General features: G+C 62.3%; 15 protein-coding genes and 1 other RNA gene. 10 read left to right on the top strand and 6 right to left on the bottom strand.

Annotated features, from left to right (window positions below):
* Positions 1–38: 38 nt before the first annotated feature.
* Entirely contained in the window at positions 39–191 is a 153-nt protein-coding gene (locus ACZ5TB_RS02555; RefSeq protein WP_196225777.1) for a hypothetical protein, read from the top strand.
* Positions 192–245: 54 nt separating this feature from the next.
* On the opposite strand, the gene ACZ5TB_RS02560 is transcribed toward ACZ5TB_RS02555, so the two are convergent.
* The 5 genes from ACZ5TB_RS02560 to ACZ5TB_RS02580 all read right to left on the bottom strand — a co-directional run bounded on the left by ACZ5TB_RS02560 (position 246) and on the right by ACZ5TB_RS02580 (position 4,324).
* Positions 246–1,424 (bottom strand): molybdopterin molybdotransferase MoeA, encoded by a 1,179-nt coding sequence (locus ACZ5TB_RS02560; RefSeq protein WP_464791899.1) that lies wholly within the window; start codon positions 1,422–1,424, stop codon positions 246–248.
* A complete protein-coding gene (gene moaC, locus ACZ5TB_RS02565; protein WP_464791900.1) occupies positions 1,421–1,891 on the bottom strand; it encodes a cyclic pyranopterin monophosphate synthase MoaC in 471 nt (156 codons plus the stop codon). Before moaC ends, ACZ5TB_RS02560 begins: the two co-directional genes overlap by 4 nt.
* Positions 1,888–2,679 (bottom strand): indole-3-glycerol phosphate synthase TrpC, encoded by a 792-nt coding sequence (gene trpC, locus ACZ5TB_RS02570; RefSeq protein WP_464791901.1) that lies wholly within the window; start codon positions 2,677–2,679, stop codon positions 1,888–1,890. Before trpC ends, moaC begins: the two co-directional genes overlap by 4 nt.
* On the bottom strand, positions 2,676–3,668 hold the full coding sequence (gene trpD / locus ACZ5TB_RS02575) for an anthranilate phosphoribosyltransferase (RefSeq protein ID WP_464792469.1): 993 nt from the start codon (positions 3,666–3,668) through the stop codon (positions 2,676–2,678). The genes trpC and trpD overlap by 4 nt, the downstream gene beginning before the upstream one ends.
* A gap of 65 nt (positions 3,669–3,733) precedes the next feature.
* Positions 3,734–4,324, bottom strand: a complete 591-nt coding sequence (locus ACZ5TB_RS02580; RefSeq protein WP_464791902.1) for an anthranilate synthase component II — start codon at positions 4,322–4,324, stop codon at positions 3,734–3,736.
* Between the two features lie 118 nt (positions 4,325–4,442).
* Here ACZ5TB_RS02580 and ACZ5TB_RS02585 point away from each other — a divergent pair, with 118 nt between their 5' ends.
* The 7 genes from ACZ5TB_RS02585 to ACZ5TB_RS02615 all read left to right on the top strand — a co-directional run bounded on the left by ACZ5TB_RS02585 (position 4,443) and on the right by ACZ5TB_RS02615 (position 12,665).
* Positions 4,443–4,844, top strand: a complete 402-nt coding sequence (locus ACZ5TB_RS02585) for a DUF6766 family protein (RefSeq protein WP_464791903.1) — start codon at positions 4,443–4,445, stop codon at positions 4,842–4,844.
* A gap of 67 nt (positions 4,845–4,911) precedes the next feature.
* Positions 4,912–5,424, top strand: coding sequence for a hemerythrin domain-containing protein (locus tag ACZ5TB_RS02590; RefSeq protein WP_464779242.1), 513 nt, complete (start codon positions 4,912–4,914; stop codon positions 5,422–5,424).
* A gap of 5 nt (positions 5,425–5,429) precedes the next feature.
* Positions 5,430–5,774: a transfer-messenger RNA gene (gene ssrA / locus ACZ5TB_RS02595) on the top strand.
* A gap of 300 nt (positions 5,775–6,074) precedes the next feature.
* A complete protein-coding gene (locus ACZ5TB_RS02600) occupies positions 6,075–6,458 on the top strand; it encodes a tetratricopeptide repeat protein (RefSeq protein WP_464791904.1) in 384 nt (127 codons plus the stop codon).
* 267 nt (positions 6,459–6,725) lie between these two features.
* Positions 6,726–8,318, top strand: coding sequence for a hypothetical protein (locus ACZ5TB_RS02605; RefSeq protein WP_464779244.1), 1,593 nt, complete (start codon positions 6,726–6,728; stop codon positions 8,316–8,318).
* A 91-nt stretch (positions 8,319–8,409) separates the two neighbouring features.
* A complete protein-coding gene (locus tag ACZ5TB_RS02610) occupies positions 8,410–11,088 on the top strand; it encodes a TonB-dependent receptor domain-containing protein (protein WP_464791905.1) in 2,679 nt (892 codons plus the stop codon).
* 89 nt (positions 11,089–11,177) lie between these two features.
* Entirely contained in the window at positions 11,178–12,665 is a 1,488-nt protein-coding gene (locus ACZ5TB_RS02615) for a CYTH and CHAD domain-containing protein (protein WP_464791906.1), read from the top strand.
* 3 nt (positions 12,666–12,668) lie between these two features.
* Here the strand turns inward: ACZ5TB_RS02615 and ACZ5TB_RS02620 are convergent, their stop codons facing one another.
* Positions 12,669–13,313: a prolyl hydroxylase family protein gene (locus ACZ5TB_RS02620; protein ID WP_464791907.1), complete on the bottom strand. Its 645-nt coding sequence runs from the start codon at positions 13,311–13,313 to the stop codon at positions 12,669–12,671.
* Positions 13,314–13,460: 147 nt separating this feature from the next.
* Here ACZ5TB_RS02620 and ACZ5TB_RS02625 point away from each other — a divergent pair, with 147 nt between their 5' ends.
* Both ACZ5TB_RS02625 and gspD read left to right on the top strand, forming a co-directional pair.
* Entirely contained in the window at positions 13,461–14,291 is an 831-nt protein-coding gene (locus ACZ5TB_RS02625; protein ID WP_464779248.1) for a type II secretion system protein N, read from the top strand.
* On the top strand, positions 14,288–16,465 hold the full coding sequence (gspD, locus tag ACZ5TB_RS02630; RefSeq protein ID WP_464791908.1) for a type II secretion system secretin GspD: 2,178 nt from the start codon (positions 14,288–14,290) through the stop codon (positions 16,463–16,465). Before ACZ5TB_RS02625 ends, gspD begins: the two co-directional genes overlap by 4 nt.
* Positions 16,466–16,503 lie beyond the last annotated feature (38 nt).

A 16,503-nucleotide genomic window follows, 5' to 3' on the forward strand; every position in this document is an offset into this window, starting at 1 on the left:
ATAGCGGCCTTCCCAAAGAGGGTGAATAGGAGAGTAAGATGGCGAACCAGAACGATCAGGACAAACAGCGCCGCCAGCAAGGTGGTGACCGCTCAAGCCAGGGCGGGCGTCAGCAGCAGCAGGAAAATCGCCAAGGTCAAATGGGCGAAAGCCGCAAGGACAAGAGCGATCACAGCAAGCAGCAGCGCTGATCTACGTTCGGTTGGATCACGGGGAGGGGCCGCTTTGCGGCCCCTTTCTCATTGTCAAAGCGGAACGATGGTTACTTTGTCACCTGCGGCGGCCGGGGGTGAGTCGGCCGGTCGAAGGATCAGGCACCCCGCTTGAGCCAGGGCCGCGGTAGCGGCGCTGTCCTGCGAAGTAACCGAGACCAGACCAGCATCAGTGAGATAGGCGCGAAGATAGTCGTCGCGCGATCCTGTCGCAGGAAGTGGCGCGGCGAGTTCCGCGATCGTCGTGCGCGGTAGCGGGTTGGCGGCTCCGGCGATGTGCCGGACGAGCGGCAGCAGGAACAGCGTTGCTGTCACGAAGGCGGACACGGGGTTGCCGGGGAGGCCGAGGAATAGGGTGTCACCCAGCTTTCCCGCCATGAGCGGCTTGCCGGGGCGCATGCGAATCTTCCAGAAATCCAGAGTGCCGCCCGCCGCCTGGAAAGCTGGCCGCACCAAGTCGTGATCGCCGACCGAGGCGCCTCCGGTCGAGACGATGATGTCGGCCGTAGCGGCTTCTTTGAGCGCCCGGACCATGGCGTCCAGATCGTCGAGAACGATGCCGATGTCGATCACCTCCGCGCCTGCCTGGCCGAGCATGGCCGCAAGCATCGGCGCGTTGGAGGACGGCAAGCGGCCAGAGGGCGTGGGCGCTCCGGGGGGGACGAGTTCATTGCCGGTTGAGATTAGGGCGATGCGCGGACGGCTGCCGACCGGGAGGGTTCCGTGGCCCCCAAGAACGGCAAGAGCAATTTGCGCGGGACCCAATGCGGCACCGGCAGGGAGCAATAGATGATTTGCGCCAAAGTCGCTTGCCGCCGGGCGCACGTTTCGTCCTGTGGGTAGTGGAGAGCCGAGGGGGTGCACGAGCTGGCCGTCCAGCTGCGCATCTTCCTGGATCAGGACCGTATCGGCGCCGGGCGGCAGTGGTGCGCCGGTGAAGATGCGACAGCATTCCCCCGGAGTCAAAGGGGAGGGAAGGGAGCTGCCTGCCGTGCTTTCAGCGGTTAGGCGCCAGGGGCCAGGCCATTCTGCCGTGCGAATGGCGTAGCCGTCCATGGCCGACAGATCTGCCCAAGGCTGATCGCGCAGGGCGAAGATGTCACGCGCGAGCCAGCGGGCTGCGCAGTTAGAAACCGGGACGTCCTCTTCCGGCAAGCGGCGGCCCAGCGCGAGCAGGCGCGCCTGAGCCTCCGCGACCGGGAGCAGGCTCATGCGGCTCGCCAGTCGCCCGACTTGCCGCCCGACTTTGCGAGCAACCGGACGTTGCCGATGATCATGCCCTTATCGAGCGCCTTTGCCATGTCGTATATGGTCAGCAGCGCAACGGATGTGGCGGTAAGTGCTTCCATCTCAACGCCGGTCTGGCCCGCGCTTCTGGCGGTAGCGGTCACGGTGACGCCCTCTGTTTCCAGATCGAAGTCGATCGTGACAGAGGTCAGGGCGATGGGATGACAGAGCGGGATGAGGTCAGCGGTGCGCTTCGCCGCCATGATGCCTGCCACGCGTGCCACCGCCAGGACATCGCCTTTCTTCACCAGTCCCTGGGCGATGGCGGTTGCAGCTTCGGCACTCATTGCGATGTAGCCGGTGGCGATGGCTTCACGGGCAGTCACTGCCTTGGCGGAGACATCGACCATATGGGCCGATCCATCCTGATCAAGATGGGTGAGCTTGCTCATGCGCCTGTCAGTAGAGCGTGGGTTGCGGCTTCGACATCGGGCTGGCGCATCAGGCTTTCGCCCACCAGGAAGCAGCGAACGCCATGTTCGGACATTGCGACCAGATCGGCATGGCTGCCAAGGCCGCTCTCCGCAACGAAGGTGCAGCCTTCCGGAGCATGGCCGACCAGCTCATAGGTGCGGGCGAAGTCGACGCTGAAGTCGCGCAGGTCGCGGTTGTTGACGCCGATGAGGCGCGAGCGGAGCTTCAGCGCGCGTTCCAGTTCATGGGCGTCATGCACTTCGATCAGCGCATCCATGCCAAGGCCGAGCGCGGCGTCCTCTATCTCGGCCATCTGATTATCGTCCAGCGCGGCGGCGATGATGAGGATGGCGTCGGCGCCGAGCGAACGGCTTTCCAGCACCTGCCAGGGATCGACCATGAAATCCTTGCGCAGGACGGGCAGGGCGCAGGCGGAGCGGGCGGCCATGAGATAATCGTCATGGCCCTGAAAATAGGGTTCGTCCGTGAGGACCGAGAGACAGGCGGCGCCAGCGGCTGCATAGGCCTGCGCATGGGCAGGCGGATCGAAATTCTCGCGGATCAGGCCCTTGGAGGGGCTGGCCTTCTTGATCTCGGCGATCAGGCCGAAGCCGGAACGTGCGGCGCTGTCGAGCGCCTGACGGAAGCCGCGCGGCGGCGTTTGTTCGGCGGCGCGGGCGTGAAGCGAGGAGACCGTGACGGCGGCCTTGCGCCGGGCCACTTCCTCACGTTTTGTGTCGCAGATTTCGATCAGCTTGTTCGTCATTTATAGGCAATCCAGCAATTGAGCAGCGCATTGGCCAGGCCACGGTCGATGGTTTCGGCAGCTTCCTCGACACCTTCGCGCAGATCGGCAACCACATCAGCTACGACAAGGGCGGCGGCTGCGTTCAGCAGTACGGCATCGCGATAGGCGCCCGTCTCGCCCTGAAGCAGGGCGCGCAGGGCGGCGGCGTTATGAGCAGGGTCACCGCCGCGTATCGCCTCAACCGGGTGCGTAGGTAGTCCGGCGTCGGCCGGGGTGAGGCGGCGCATGGCGACGATGCCCTGCGCAGTGACTTCCGCGACATCGTTGCCGCCCGCGAGGGAGAGCTCGTCGAGACCTTCATCCCCCGAGACGATCATGGCGCGGTCGACGCCAAGGTCGGCCAGCGCCTCGGCATAGATGGGGACATAGGCGGGGCGGGCGATGCCGACCAGTTGACGGCGCACGCCCGCTGGATTGGCGAGCGGTCCCATCAGGTTGAAGATGGTGCGCTGGCCGATGGCTTTGCGGATAGGGCCGAAGCGTTTGAGCGCGGGGTGATGTTTCTGCGCAAACAGGAAGCAGATGCCGAGGTCGCTCAGCGTTGCCTCTGCCGTATCGGCGACGCGATCGAGATCGAGACCGAGTGCTTCGAGCGTGTCGGCGGCTCCGGCCTTGGACGAGGCGGCGCGGTTGCCATGCTTGGCGACGGGCACTCCGGCGGCGGCTACCACGAGGCTGACGGCGGTCGAGACGTTGAGCGTGTGATGGCCGTCACCACCCGTGCCGCAGACGTCGATCGCGCCAGCGGGGGCGGCGATGGGGATCATGCGGGCACGCATGGCGCGTGCGGCGGCGGCGATCTCCGTCGCGCTTTCGCCACGCTGGGCCATGGTGACGAGGAAGGCGGCAATCTCTTCTTCGGGCAGGTCGCCGTCGAACAGCAGATCGAAGGCGGCGGCGGCCTCGGTAGCGCTTAGCGGCGCTGCGGGATCAGGCAGGCGGGTCATCGCCTTTGCCTTAATCATGACGGGCCGCCAGAGTCGAGGGCGGGGTGCGGGAAAGTCCGACGGAATCAGGCCGCCGCGCGTTCCTTTACCGGAATCCCGGCGATCCGCATGAAGTTCGCCAGCATCTCATGGCCATATTCGGTGGCGATGCTTTCGGGATGGAACTGGATCGAGTGGATCGGAAGACTTTGATGGCGGAAGCCCATGACCGAGCTGTCCTCACTGGTCGCATTCACGATGAGGCTTTGCGGAATGTTATCGACGATGAGCGAATGATAGCGGGTCGCGGTGAAGGGCGATGGGATGCCCGCGAAAAGCCCTGTGCCGTCATGGGTGACGGGGGAGGTCTTGCCATGCATCAGGCCGCCGCGCACGACTTGTCCGCCGAAATGCTGACCGATCGCCTGATGGCCGAGGCATACGCCCAGCAAGGGCGCGCCTGCGTCGGCGGCGGCGGCGACGAGGTCGAGGCTGACGCCCGCTTCGTTAGGGGTACAGGGGCCGGGCGAAAGCAGGAAGGCGCTCGCGCCGCTGGAGAGGGCTTGGCCTGCCGAAATGGCGTCGTTGCGGACGACCTCCACCTCTGCGCCCAGTTCCATGAGGTAATGGACCAGGTTCCAGGTGAAGCTGTCATAATTGTCGATGACGAGGATCATGGGGCCATGGCTATAGAGAGCGAAGCGCGCCGGGCCAATCGGAATCGGCGTTTGCAGCTGGCTGAACCGGCTACAGGCTTTTGCGTTATCCTTCCGGAGCGACATGAGGGAGGATGGTATGAAGCGCTACGCCTATGGTTGGATCACGGCCCTGTTCTTCCTGGTGTCGATCGTGGGTCATTGGGTGTTTGGCTGGTGGGCCTATGTGGATGACGCAAAGACGCACGGGCAGGTGCCTGAACTGGCGGCCTATGCCATCGAAATGGGCCGGGACACATTCGAAAATTGGCAGTCGGAATTTCTCCAGCTGATCTGGCAAGTCGTGGGCCTGGCCTATTTCCTCTATGTCGGCTCGCCAGCTTCCAAGGAGAATGACGACCGGTTGGAAGTGAAGGTGGACGAACTGCTGAAAATGGCCGGGGGCAAGGATGCCGAGCGGTTGATCAGCGAAATCGATAGCCGTTATCTGCGCGCCGGTGGTCATGCGAAGCCGCACGGTCATGATCTGGGCTATGAATGATGGCGGGACGGAACCCGGAAGCTTGTCAGCCGCTTCTTGACGATATGTGTTCGTGAGGAGGACGGAAATGGCCAAAGCTGAGTTTACCGATGCGATCGCCCTGTTGAAAGCCGATCACCGCAAGGTCGAGGAGTTGTTCGACCAGTATGAGAAGGCAAGGGCCGCGAACCGGAAGCAGGACATCGCGTATCAGATCTGCACCGAACTGAAGATCCATACGATGATCGAGGAGGAGATTTTCTACCCCGCATTCCGTGGCAAGATCGAGGATGACACGCTGGACGAAGCCTATGTCGAGCATGATGGTGCGAAGGTGCTGGTAAATGATATCGAGGCCGGATCGCCGGACGATGATTTCTATGATGCCAAGGTCAAGGTGCTGTCCGAGGAGATCAAGCATCATGTGAAGGAAGAGGAAAGGCAGTCTGACGGCATGTTCGCCCAGTGCCGCAAGACAGAGGTGGATCTGGTGGAGCTTCGTGACAGGATGATGGCGCGCAAGCAGGAGCTGATGGCGCAAGCGAAGGCGAGCGGACTGCCGGTCGCCAAGCCCAAGGCCGTTCATCTGGTCCCGGCCTGACCGAAAAGGTTGATAAATGGGGCGCGCTGTCCCATATGGGTTTTGCCGGGTTCGCCCGGCTATGGTGATAAATCGTGTCGTGTAATAGGCGCAGCGGACCCGGGGGCAGTACCCGGCGGCTCCACCACATATCCCGGCTTGTACGGGGTGTCTGACGGGGCCGAACTAGGATCGACGTGTGTTGAAAGGCGATGTCTTCACCCGGCCTGAGTAAGCCGTAAAAATGTTCAAAACACGTAAGTGCCAACGATAACGAGGCTCTTGCTCTTGCTGCGTAATTGATGGCCTCACGGCCTGACATTACCCAAAAAGAACGCGGTTGAACCCACCGGGCAACAGAAGGGAATTCAGCGGCTTCCGGAGGAGCCGGGCAACAGAATCCTCCGGACTTTCCTTATTCGATTGATTTTGCCCTGCGTGGCGGATGGCCAACGGCTATGGGCCGCGTGAGCTGAATCTGTAGCCGCGAATCGACTGTCAGGAACCAAGACGGTTCAATTACAGTTTTATGACAGTTAAAAGAAAACTTTATAACATATTGAATTATAAGATATAAAAATCCTTTTTTGGGTACGGTTGGCTGCTTGTCCAGATGTCATCAAGATGAAATAATCCCGGCTATTGTAGAAGGTTTTTTCGGGAGAAATTGGATGATGAAGGTAGCGGCGATCGTCGGGCTGGTGCTGGCGGGGGGCTTGTCGGGCGCGGCCGTGGCTGCATCCGATGAAGTGGTTGTGGTCGGTGTTCCCGATGGGCGATTGGCCGCTCCGGCATTGGTCGCGAAGGATTATGAGAAGGCCGCTCGCCGCCTCGCGCCGATGTGGCCAGACGGAGCCAATGATCCGGCCCGATTGATCAACCTGGGCAATGCCTATGCGGGCCTGGGGCGGATCAAGGATGCCCGAGAGGCTTATGGTGCAGCCCGTTTCGCTCCGGAATCGACGTTGCTGCTCGCAAATGGCGAAGAAGCATCATCGCGAGATGTTGCCCGCCGCGCGCTCGGCCGCCTCGAAGCGAGTTACGCCATGCGCTGATTTCTGCGCGCCAAGTCAGGAGAAAGTGGGCGTCGTCCGGTGGGACGGCGCCTTTTTCTGCATTTGCGGCCTTCGCAATCATCAAAGTGAAACAAGTGTCTTTGAACTGTCATTTCAAAGACACGCCTTCGTCACGAAACCAAAATGTCCCTGTCATCTGGCGCGCCTAGCTGCGGCGACTGAGGGCGGCAGGGGGCGTTGTCCGATTCGTGAATCCCCTTCGCTCCGCATCCTAACAAAGACCGGCATGGCCGGAGCGGAGACGACATGGTCAAGACTAATCGTATCACTACCATTTTGATGGCGGGCTGCGCCTGCGCTGCTCTGAGCGCTTGCGGTGCAGATGACATCGCCTCGCCGGGCGAGGGGACAGTCGTCCTGCCCGCGCCGACTCCGACGCCGAGCCCAACGCCGACGCCTACTCCTACGCCGGGCAATGTGACCGCCGCAGCCGACTGTCCGACCATTGCCGGTGCGGATCAGCTGACCAATCTTGGCACCATCAGCGACGGGACCAATACGTGGCGCAATTGCGGCTTCCCCGCGCGTTTCAACAGCTCGACCGCGATCGCAAAGACGGCGGGCGTCATCTATTCGCTCCCCGGCCGCGTCGATGTCGGCACCGATCAGGGCGCTGCAAGCACCGGTTCCAACGTAACGCTGACGGTTGATCCGGGCGTGGTCGTATTTGCCGGCACCGGCGGCGCCTTCCTGGTCGTCAATCGCGGCAACAAGATCAACGCCGTGGGCACGGCGGCACAGCCGATCGTTTTCACCAGCCGCGAAAATGTCACCGGTTCCGCCACCGATCAGTCGTCAGGCCAGTGGGGCGGCATCGTGCTGCTCGGCCGCGCCAAGATCACCGACTGCGATCAGGCGCCTAACGCGGCTCCGGGCACCACCGCCTGCCAGCGCGACACCGAAGGCACGACCGGCGCGCTCTATGGCGGTGACAATGATGCCGACAATTCGGGCCGCATGAGCTATGTCCAGATCCGTTATTCCGGTTTCGTGCTGGCGAACGGCAAGGAATTGCAGGGCCTGACCCCTTCGGGCGTCGGTACCGGCACGCAGCTTGATCATATCCAGGTCCACAACAGCTCGGACGACGGCATCGAGGCTTTCGGCGGTTCGACCCACATGAAATATCTGGTGCTGACCGGCAACGAGGACGACAATCTGGATACGGACGTCGGCTTCCGCGGTACGGCGCAGTTCGTCATCTCGGTCCAGCGCGCGAACAACAATATAGGCGATACCTTCACCGAGACGGACTCGAATGGTTCGACGACCGGCACCAGCTTCTCCGAAGACGCGCTGCCTCGCCAGTATCTGAAGGTTGCGAACTTCACGCACATCCAGCGGTCGAATACCGGCGATGACGGCGCGACCATGATGCTGCGCGGCGGTGCTGACCTGGCCATGGTGAACGGCATCATCGTCAGCCCTGACCAGAGCTGCCTGCGCATCAACAGCGCGGCAACGGTGCGTGACGCCGACACGGCGCTGCAGGATGCGGGCAAGCCGCGTTACCTGTCGGTCGCGATGCAGTGCAACGCTACCCCGTTCAAGGGCACCGGCGGCGTCGATGCCGCGACGGTCCAGTCGATCTTCGCGACCGATCCGAACAGCAGCTTTGCCTACACGCCTTCGCTGACCAGCCTGTTCATCAACGGCGCGACGGAAACGGCCCGCACCGCGATCGACCCCAAGACGATCGACAGCAACTTCACCACAACCAACTATATCGGCGCGGTGAAGGACAGCAACGACAGCTGGTACGCAGGCTGGACCTGCAATTCGATCACGGCGAGCTTCGGCAGCAGCAGCAAGAACTGCACCGCCATCCCGACCACCTGATCGACCTGAACCCTGAACAGGGCGGGGGAGCGTGCACAGCCGCTTCCCCGCTCTCTTTGCAAAAGAATTTTCCCAAGGGGGACTCCAAGCCATGTCGAAGCCGCTCAGCCTGGCGCGCATGCTCCTGATTTCGACCGCCCTTTCCGCTCCGGCGGTAATGGCGCAGACCACGACCGATACCGCGCCGACGTCAGGCGTGCCGAGCGCGTCCGAAGAGGCCGATGCGCAGACCGGCAATGTCGATGTTTCCGTGCCCGGATCGGACATCATCGTTACGGGACGCCGCACCAGCAACATATCCCAGGCCGCGCCGCAGGTGGTGACCGTGTTGTCGGCCGCCGACATCAAGCGTACGGGCGAAGGCGACATCGCAGGGTCGCTCCAGCGCGTGACGGGCCTATCGGTCGTGTCGGGCGGTTATGTCTATGTGCGCGGGCTAGGCGACCGCTATTCGCTGGCGCTGCTCAACGGATCACCGCTGCCGAGCCCGGAGCCGCTGAAGCGCGTCGTGCCGCTCGACATCTTCCCGACCAGCGTCATCGCGTCCACGATGGTGCAGAAAAGCTATTCTGCGAACTTCCCCGGCGAGTTTGGCGGTGGCGTCATCAACCTGACGACCAAGGCCATCCCGGTTGAAAGCTATCTTGAGCTGGGGATCGGTAGTTCGGCCAACACTGAAACCTCCGGCCAGATGGGCTACACCTATTATGGCAGCAAGTCGGACTGGACCGGCTTTGACGACGGTTCGCGCGACGTTCCGCCATTGCTGGCGCAGGCATTCGGTAGCGGCGTGCCCTTCTCCAACATGACGCGCGGTGACCTGCAGGCGATTTCGATGCAGTTCCTGAATGCGAAGACTTCCGTGCTTCAGCGCACCAACAGCCTGCCGTTCAACTTTTCCGGATCGCTGAATGCCGGGACGGCGATGGACGTGGGTAGTGATGGGCGGTTGGGCGTGCTGTTTACCGCATCCTATAGCAATAAGTGGCGCACACGGTCCTCGCTACAGCAGGCGTCGATCAATCTTGAGCAGGCGCCGGGCAAGAACGGCGTTCAGGTATCGACGGACAATGAGGTGACATTCAACAGCCTGTTCGGGGTTGGCCTTGAACTGGGTGATCAGAAGATCCGCTGGACCAACGTCTATATCCGCGACACGCTGAAGCGCGGTGCCCTGACGCTTGGCCAGAATGACGGCGCGATCGCGGGCGCGGATTATATGAAGCAGAATACCGCCTGGTATGAGCGGCAGCTAATCGACACCCAGATGGTGGGCGAGTTCAAGCTGATGGAGGGGTTGAGCCTCGACCTGCGCGGCGGCTATGCCAATTCGCAGCGGGAAGCGCCCTATGAGCGGGAGTTCGAATATGTGCGGACCAATCGCGACCTGGCGGTCGATCCCGTGGGCGATCGCTTCGTCAATGCGCTGAACCGCCAGCGGGGCGATGCGTCGATCACCTTCAGCGATCTCAACGAAGATTTGTGGTCGGCGGGCTGGGACCTCAGCTACAAATTCTCGCCGGATCTGACCGCAACGATCGGCTATGCGTTCAGCGATACGAAGCGCACATCCTCGCGCTATGAGCTGCATTTCGACGCGACCAACCTGCCGATTGCGGTGCAACAGCTGCGGCCTGATTATCTTCTGTCGGACGCGTCGATCCAGTTGTTCGACATGTCGTTGCTGGACTTTTCGGGCAACTATCCCGTCTATGACGCGGCGCTGCGGACACATGCGGGATATGCGCAGGTGAAGGTGCAGCCGATCGCGGGCGTGACGGTGGACGCGGGCGTGCGTTATGAGAAGGGCCGCCAGTCGGTGACCGGCGTGGACGTCTACAATACAGGCGTTGAGCCGGTGAACGGCATCAACAAGGAATATTGGCTGCCCGCCGCGACCATCGCTGTCGAAGCGGCCAAGGGGCTGCAGTTCCGCATGAGCGGCTCCAAGACGATTGCTCGCCCGCAGTTCCGCGAGCTGATCGCCCAGCCTTATATCGATACCGATTCCAACCGCTTTTATCGCGGCAATCCCTTCCTGCAGGATAGTGAGTTGTGGAACGCCGATCTGCGCGCGGAATGGTATATGGGCCGGGATGAGCGGCTGACGGCGGCGGCGTTCTGGAAGAAGATCGACAATCCGATCGAAACCTACACGACGATCAACGACAAATATGACGTGACGACCAGCTTCGCCAATGCGCCCGAAGCGACGCTGTATGGCGTCGAGTTTGAGGTGCAGAAATATCTGCCGCTCGATAACTGGAGCAGCCCTTTCTTCCAGAGCCGCAGGATCGTGCTGATCGGCAATTACACCTATACGCAGTCGAAGCTGAAGGTGAGCGCGGGCGACACGACCACGCCCTACAGCTATACGACCGGCCCGTTGCCCGCCGCGTCCGACTATTTCCAGGATGGGGTGCCGCTGACCGGCCAGTCGGATCACCTGGTCAACCTGCAGCTTGGCCTTGAAGACACGGACAGGCTGTCGCAGCAGACGCTGCTGCTGACCTATGCCAGCCCGCGCGTCACCAGCCGTGGTCCCAACCTTCAACCCGACATCAAGGAAAAGCCGGGCCTGACGCTGGACTTCGTGGCGCGGCAGGGCGTGACCCTGCCGGGCGGAGTGAAGAGCGAGTTCAAGTTCGAGGCGCGGAACATCACGGGGCGGAAGTTCCAGGAGTTCCAGGAGCTGGATGGCAACAAGGTGTTCTACAATCGCTACAAGATAGGAACGACCTTTGCGGCTTCACTGACCGTGGCGCTCTGATTTAACCTTCTCAGATGAGGCTTGGCGGCCGATCTGCTTCGCGCGGGTCGGCCGTTTTGCCGTCTGTGATTCGCGCGTTTTCCTGCGCCGTGTTAGGGATTGGCCTGAAGCGGAGGCAGGCGGTGAAGCAGGAAGTCGAGCTGAAACTGGAACTGTCGCAGCAGGCGGCGGAGGCCTTCGAGCAATTGGCGCTGCTGCCCGCTGAGAGCGATCGGGCGCAACTTCAGGCCGTCTATTTCGATACGCCAGACAGACAGTTGGAGGCGCGAGGATATACGCTGCGCATTCGCAGATCAGGGGAGGCGTGCGTCCAGACGGTCAAGGCCGACAGCAAAGATCGAGGTGGAGCCCTTTTCTCACGGGCGGAATGGGAAATGCCGGTCACGCAGGACGAGCCTGTGATCGATAGCCGCACGCCCATTGCGGGCGTTCTGGGTGATGCAGCGGAGATGATCGAGCCCGCGTTCAGGGTCGAGGTCGAGCGGCGCACATGGCTGATTGCCGAGGGTGGCGCGGACATCGAATTGGTGCTCGACAGGGGATGGGTCCGTGCGGGAGAGCGACAGTCGCCCATCTGTGAAGTCGAACTGGAGCTGAAGGCGGGAGAGCCCGCCGCCCTGTTTGCGCTCGCAAGGCGGATAGAGGCGGCAGTGCCGGTGCGGCTGGGCGTCGCGGCAAAGTCTGAACGAGGTTATCGGCTGCTGGCTCCCGCGCCCGCTTGCTTCAAGGCGGAAAGACTGGCGCTGAAGCCTGGTATTAGTGCGCAGGCGGCGTTCGCGGCGATTATTCGTAACTGCGTGCGGCAATATCGGCTGAACGAAGATTTGCTGCTCGACCATTATGATCCACAGGCTGTGCATCAGGCGCGTGTAGCCGTGCGGCGGCTGCGTTCCGCGCTGACGCTGTTCAGATCAATGCTGGCGGCGCAAGATGTGACCCGATTTCAGGATGAGCTTCGCTGGCTGGCGCAGCTGCTGGGAGAGGCGGGTGATCTGGATGTGCTGATCGAACGGATGAAGCCGGGCGAACTGCACGAGCAATTGGCCGCCGTCCGCGCGGTGATCCATGCGAGGGTGATCGAGGCGCTGGAATCCGCGCGGGCAGGGGGCTTGATGATCGATCTGGTCGAATGGCTGACGCTTGGCATGGGCGAGCCGGATGCTGAGGGCCGCAGGTTGCGCGATGAGGCTGCAGAGGCGTTTGCCGCAGACCGCTTGCAGCATTTCCATCGCTGGCAGATGAAGCATGCACGGCATCTGGCAAAGCTGGATGACGCGCACCGCCACGAAGTGCGCAAGAAGGCGAAGAAGCTGCGCTACGCGGCCGAATTTTTCGGGGGTCTATTCGACGCCAGGAAACAGCGGCGGCGGCATGCGCGCTACGTTGACGCGCTTGAGGGGATGCAGGACGAACTGGGCGCGCTCAATGATCTGGTCAACGTGCGTGCCCTGTTGGCGCAGCATGGCCTGCCAGTCGATGCTGATCTGGTGAAGAGCGGCCGGAGCAAGAAGAAGCTGCTGGCGGCGGCTGGCAAAGCCTATGATGAGTTGGCGGATGCCAAGCATTTCTGGCGCTGAAGCTCAGGCCCAGGGTTTTTCGCGATACCATTTGGTGATGATGTGCTTGACGCCGCTGCGTACCTTCATGCCGTGGTGCAGGCTGGCCCCATTATAGCGTCCGGGCTCAAGCCGATTGTTCCATGCGAGCAGCTTGCCGCGTTCGGGCTGAACCGTCTTGCCGATCTTGACGAAGCGGGTCGCGCCGCCTGCGGGGGGCTGGTTCAGATAGACCATCAGCGTCCATGTGCGATTGCCCGATACCGAGCAGTAGCGGGCAAAGTCGAGGCCAGCGGGATCGAAATAGTCGGTGTGGGCCTTGAATTCCTGGCCTACGTCATAGCGCTGCCCCTGTATCGGTTCGCCGAAGACGGGATCAATGCCCGCGAAGGCGGCGAGTTTCCGATCGATGGCGGCGATGAAGGGATCGGCGCCGTCGAGGTCGCACGTCTCGCTGGTGCGGAAGGTTGCGTCTCCATTGGCGTCGGCGATGGTCGAGGGACGGCGGCGCGCTTCGATCCGATCGACAAGGCCCTTGCATTCCTCCGCCGTCAGGAAGTCGCGTTGGATGAAGAGCGTCAGATCCCGGCTCGGCACGCGTTGCACACGTGGATGGGAGGCGATCCAGATCGGATCGGCGTCGGCTGTTGCTATGGAAGGGCTCTGCATGAGGGGCCTTTTGCTACTGCCCGACGCTCCAAATGCAAGGGTCATCGCTTGCAGATTGCCCTTGTCATGGATAGGTCACAATTCTGTCATCCAGCAGTAAAAACAATTGCCTAGCAGCGCGGGTGTCAAGGGGGATCACCAAGTTCCATGCGCGTGCCGTTTCGCAGTAATTTTCAGGGCCTTAGCAGCCGTTTGGCGCCGATTGACTGGATGCGGGTGGCTGAAAAGCTGTTGCTGGGCCTGCTGGCGCTGCAAATTACGAGGTTAATCTGGGCGGTGCTGACGCCGGTTGGCAGCTTTGGACCGTGGGAAGGGCGGCAGGCGCAGTTCCCCAATTTCGCCGCGCGTCAGGCATTATTTTCAAGCTTCGATCCCTTTTATCGGGCCGGTCCGCAGCAGGCGGCTGGCGGGGGGGTGGTCACGTCGCTGGCGCTGACCGTTTACGGCATCCGGTTGAATGAGGGGTCCGGCCTTGGATCGGCCATCATCGCGGGGCCTGATGGCGTGCAGAACAGCTTTGCCGTGGGTGACGAGATATTGCCGGGCGTGCTGTTGAAGGGCGTGGCGTTCGACCATGTCACCATCGATCGCGGCGGCGCGGAAGAGCAGATATTCCTCGATCAGTCGCAGCCCGCGCCTGCCGCTGCCACTACGCCGGGCGAGGGTGGCGTCGTTCCAGCGCCGACAGACGGCATCGACAATCCGACGGCGGACGGGCTGAAGCGCGATATCGGCTTTGCGCCGCGTATGCAGAATGGCCGGATCACGGGGCTGATCCTGACCGCCAAGGGGCCGACTTTCCAGAATGCCGGGTTCCAGCCTGGCGATATCGTCACCCAGGTCGATGGGCGGCCGGTAGGCTCGCCCAGCGATCTCCAGGTGCTGCAAGGCAAGATCATGCCCGGCGCGCGCATCTCTCTGACCGTTGAACGGGGCGCCAGCCTTTCGACGATCAACCTTACTCTGCAAGGCCAATGACCAGAAAATTCCTTCTTTCCGCCGCGACCGCCCTCGCTCTGGCTACGCCTGTCGGTTCGCCTGTCATGGCACAGCAGACGCTGAATGTGCGCGACGCCGATATTCGCGCCTTCATCCAGGACGCCGCGCGGGTGACGGGGCGAACCTTCATCATCGACAATCGTGTGCAGGGGAAGGTTTCGGTCGTGACAGATCGGCCGCTGTCGCGATCGGAATATTTCGAGATTTTCCTGTCGACGCTGCGGGCGAACGGGCTGGTGGCGGTGCCAGCGCCGGGCGGTGCTTATCGCATTCAGCCCGCCGATGGGGCGGCGGGGCAACCTAGCGTCGTTGGACGGGGCGCCAATCGCAACCAGTTCGTGACTGAGGTCTTCCGGCTGCGATCGATCGATGCGGCCAGCGCGCTGGAGACATTGCGGCCGCTGGTCAGCAAGGATGGTTCGGTGACGGCCAATCGCGCGGGCAATAGTGTGGTGGTGGCGGACTATGCCGACAATATCGGGCGCATCCGTCAGGTTCTGGCGCGGATCGATCGCGATACGGCGGCCACGCAGACGGTGATGCTGCGCAATGCTGGCGCGCGGGAAATCGCGACGTCGCTTCAGGCGCTGGTGCAGAGCAGCGGCGAAGGGGCGCAGCGCGCGGCGACTATCGTGCCGATCGACAGCAGTAATTCGGTCGCGATCCGGGGCGATGCGGGGACGGTGACGCGACTGGCGCAGATGGCGCGCGATCTTGACCGGCAGGCGGCGAGCGGGACGGAGATCCGCGTCTACTGGCTGGAACATGCGGACGCGGAAAAGCTGCTGCCTGTGTTGCAGCAGTTGGTTGGACAATCGTCCAGCTCTGCCGTGACGGCCTCTGTTCCTGCGGCCAATGGGGCTGCTCCGGTTGCGGCGGCGCCCGCGGTGAGTTCGGCCGGTTCTTCGGGTAGCGGCATTTCGACGCGGGGTCCTGCGATCGTGACACGCTATGAGGGGGCCAATGCGATCATCGTTGCGGCCAACAGCGACGTGCAGCGCATGCTTGGTGAGACCGTCCGGCAACTCGATACGAGGCGGGAGCAGGTACTGGTCGAGGCGATCATTGTCGAGATCAGCGATGCCGCCGCCAAGAAGCTGGGCGTGCAGTTCCTGATCGGCAGCACCAAGACGGGCTTTGCCGCGACCAATTATTCCAATGCTTCCCCCAATCTGCTGACGCTGGCGGGGGCGATCGGCGCGAATGAGTTGGGCAAGACGACTACGACCACAGTGAACGGCGGGGTGGTGACGACTACTACCACAACTGAGAACAGCCAGCTTGCCAACACATTGCAGCAGGCGGCGGTCGATAGCCTGATGAATGCGACGGGCGGCTTTGGCGGGGTGGCGACGCAAATCGGGCGTAACGGCATCTTCGGCGCGATCATCAATGCGGTGCGGTCGGATACGGACAGCAATATCCTCTCGACTCCCTCGGTCATGACGCTGGACAATCAGAAGGCGTCGATCCTTGTCGGGCAGCAGGTGCCGATCACAACGGGCGAGGCGCTCAGCCAGAATTTCGACAATCAGTTCCGCACCGTGCAGCGGCAGGATGTCGGCATCAAGCTGGAGGTGAAGCCGCAGATCAACACGGGCGGCGCGATCAAATTGTTCCTGAAGCAGGAAGTGTCGAGCGTCGCCGGGCCGGTGTCCAACAATAATAGCGACCTCATCATCAACAAGCGCGAGATCGAGACGACGGTCACGGTGGATGATGGCGAGATATTGGCGCTTGGTGGCCTGCTGGACGATAATGAGCGCAAGACGATCGAGCGTATTCCGCTGCTGTCCGATATTCCGGGGCTGGGCGAGCTGTTCAAATCGCGCAGCAAGAGCCGGAGCAAAACCAACCTCATGGTCTTCATCCGGCCCACCATCCTGCGGTCGAAGGAAGATGCGCAGCGCCTGACGCAGCAACGCTATGGCTATGTGCGGGACATGCAGTTGGCGCGGAACCCCGATCAGGAACCGAGCATCGACGAGCTGGTGCGCGACTATATGGGCGCGGAGCCGCCTGCGCCGATGCAGGCAGGGGATGCGGTGGCGCAGCCCAGCGCTGGCCCGGGGCAAGTGATTGAACCGACGGTGCGGCAATCGAGCGGTGTGGTGCGGCCTGTGGACGTTCCGGCGGGAGGGGGCAAGCGGTGACGGACGCGTTTCCACCTCCGTTCGGGCTGAGCTTGTCG

The sequence above is a fragment of the Sphingobium sp. TomTYG74 genome, assembly GCF_055393875.1.

Coding starts and splice junctions, on each gene's coding strand:
- ACZ5TB_RS02555 (WP_196225777.1), top strand. CDS start 39: ATGGCGAACCAGAACGATCAGGACAAACAGCGCCGCCAGCAAGGTGGT.
- ACZ5TB_RS02560 (WP_464791899.1), bottom strand. CDS start 1,424: ATGAGCCTGCTCCCGGTCGCGGAGGCTCAGGCGCGCCTGCTCGCGCTG.
- moaC (WP_464791900.1), bottom strand. CDS start 1,891: ATGAGCAAGCTCACCCATCTTGATCAGGATGGATCGGCCCATATGGTC.
- trpC (WP_464791901.1), bottom strand. CDS start 2,679: ATGACGAACAAGCTGATCGAAATCTGCGACACAAAACGTGAGGAAGTG.
- trpD (WP_464792469.1), bottom strand. CDS start 3,668: ATGACCCGCCTGCCTGATCCCGCAGCGCCGCTAAGCGCTACCGAGGCC.
- ACZ5TB_RS02580 (WP_464791902.1), bottom strand. CDS start 4,324: ATGATCCTCGTCATCGACAATTATGACAGCTTCACCTGGAACCTGGTC.
- ACZ5TB_RS02585 (WP_464791903.1), top strand. CDS start 4,443: ATGAAGCGCTACGCCTATGGTTGGATCACGGCCCTGTTCTTCCTGGTG.
- ACZ5TB_RS02590 (WP_464779242.1), top strand. CDS start 4,912: ATGGCCAAAGCTGAGTTTACCGATGCGATCGCCCTGTTGAAAGCCGAT.
- ACZ5TB_RS02600 (WP_464791904.1), top strand. CDS start 6,075: ATGATGAAGGTAGCGGCGATCGTCGGGCTGGTGCTGGCGGGGGGCTTG.
- ACZ5TB_RS02605 (WP_464779244.1), top strand. CDS start 6,726: ATGGTCAAGACTAATCGTATCACTACCATTTTGATGGCGGGCTGCGCC.
- ACZ5TB_RS02610 (WP_464791905.1), top strand. CDS start 8,410: ATGTCGAAGCCGCTCAGCCTGGCGCGCATGCTCCTGATTTCGACCGCC.
- ACZ5TB_RS02620 (WP_464791907.1), bottom strand. CDS start 13,313: ATGCAGAGCCCTTCCATAGCAACAGCCGACGCCGATCCGATCTGGATC.
- ACZ5TB_RS02625 (WP_464779248.1), top strand. CDS start 13,461: ATGCGCGTGCCGTTTCGCAGTAATTTTCAGGGCCTTAGCAGCCGTTTG.
- gspD (WP_464791908.1), top strand. CDS start 14,288: ATGACCAGAAAATTCCTTCTTTCCGCCGCGACCGCCCTCGCTCTGGCT.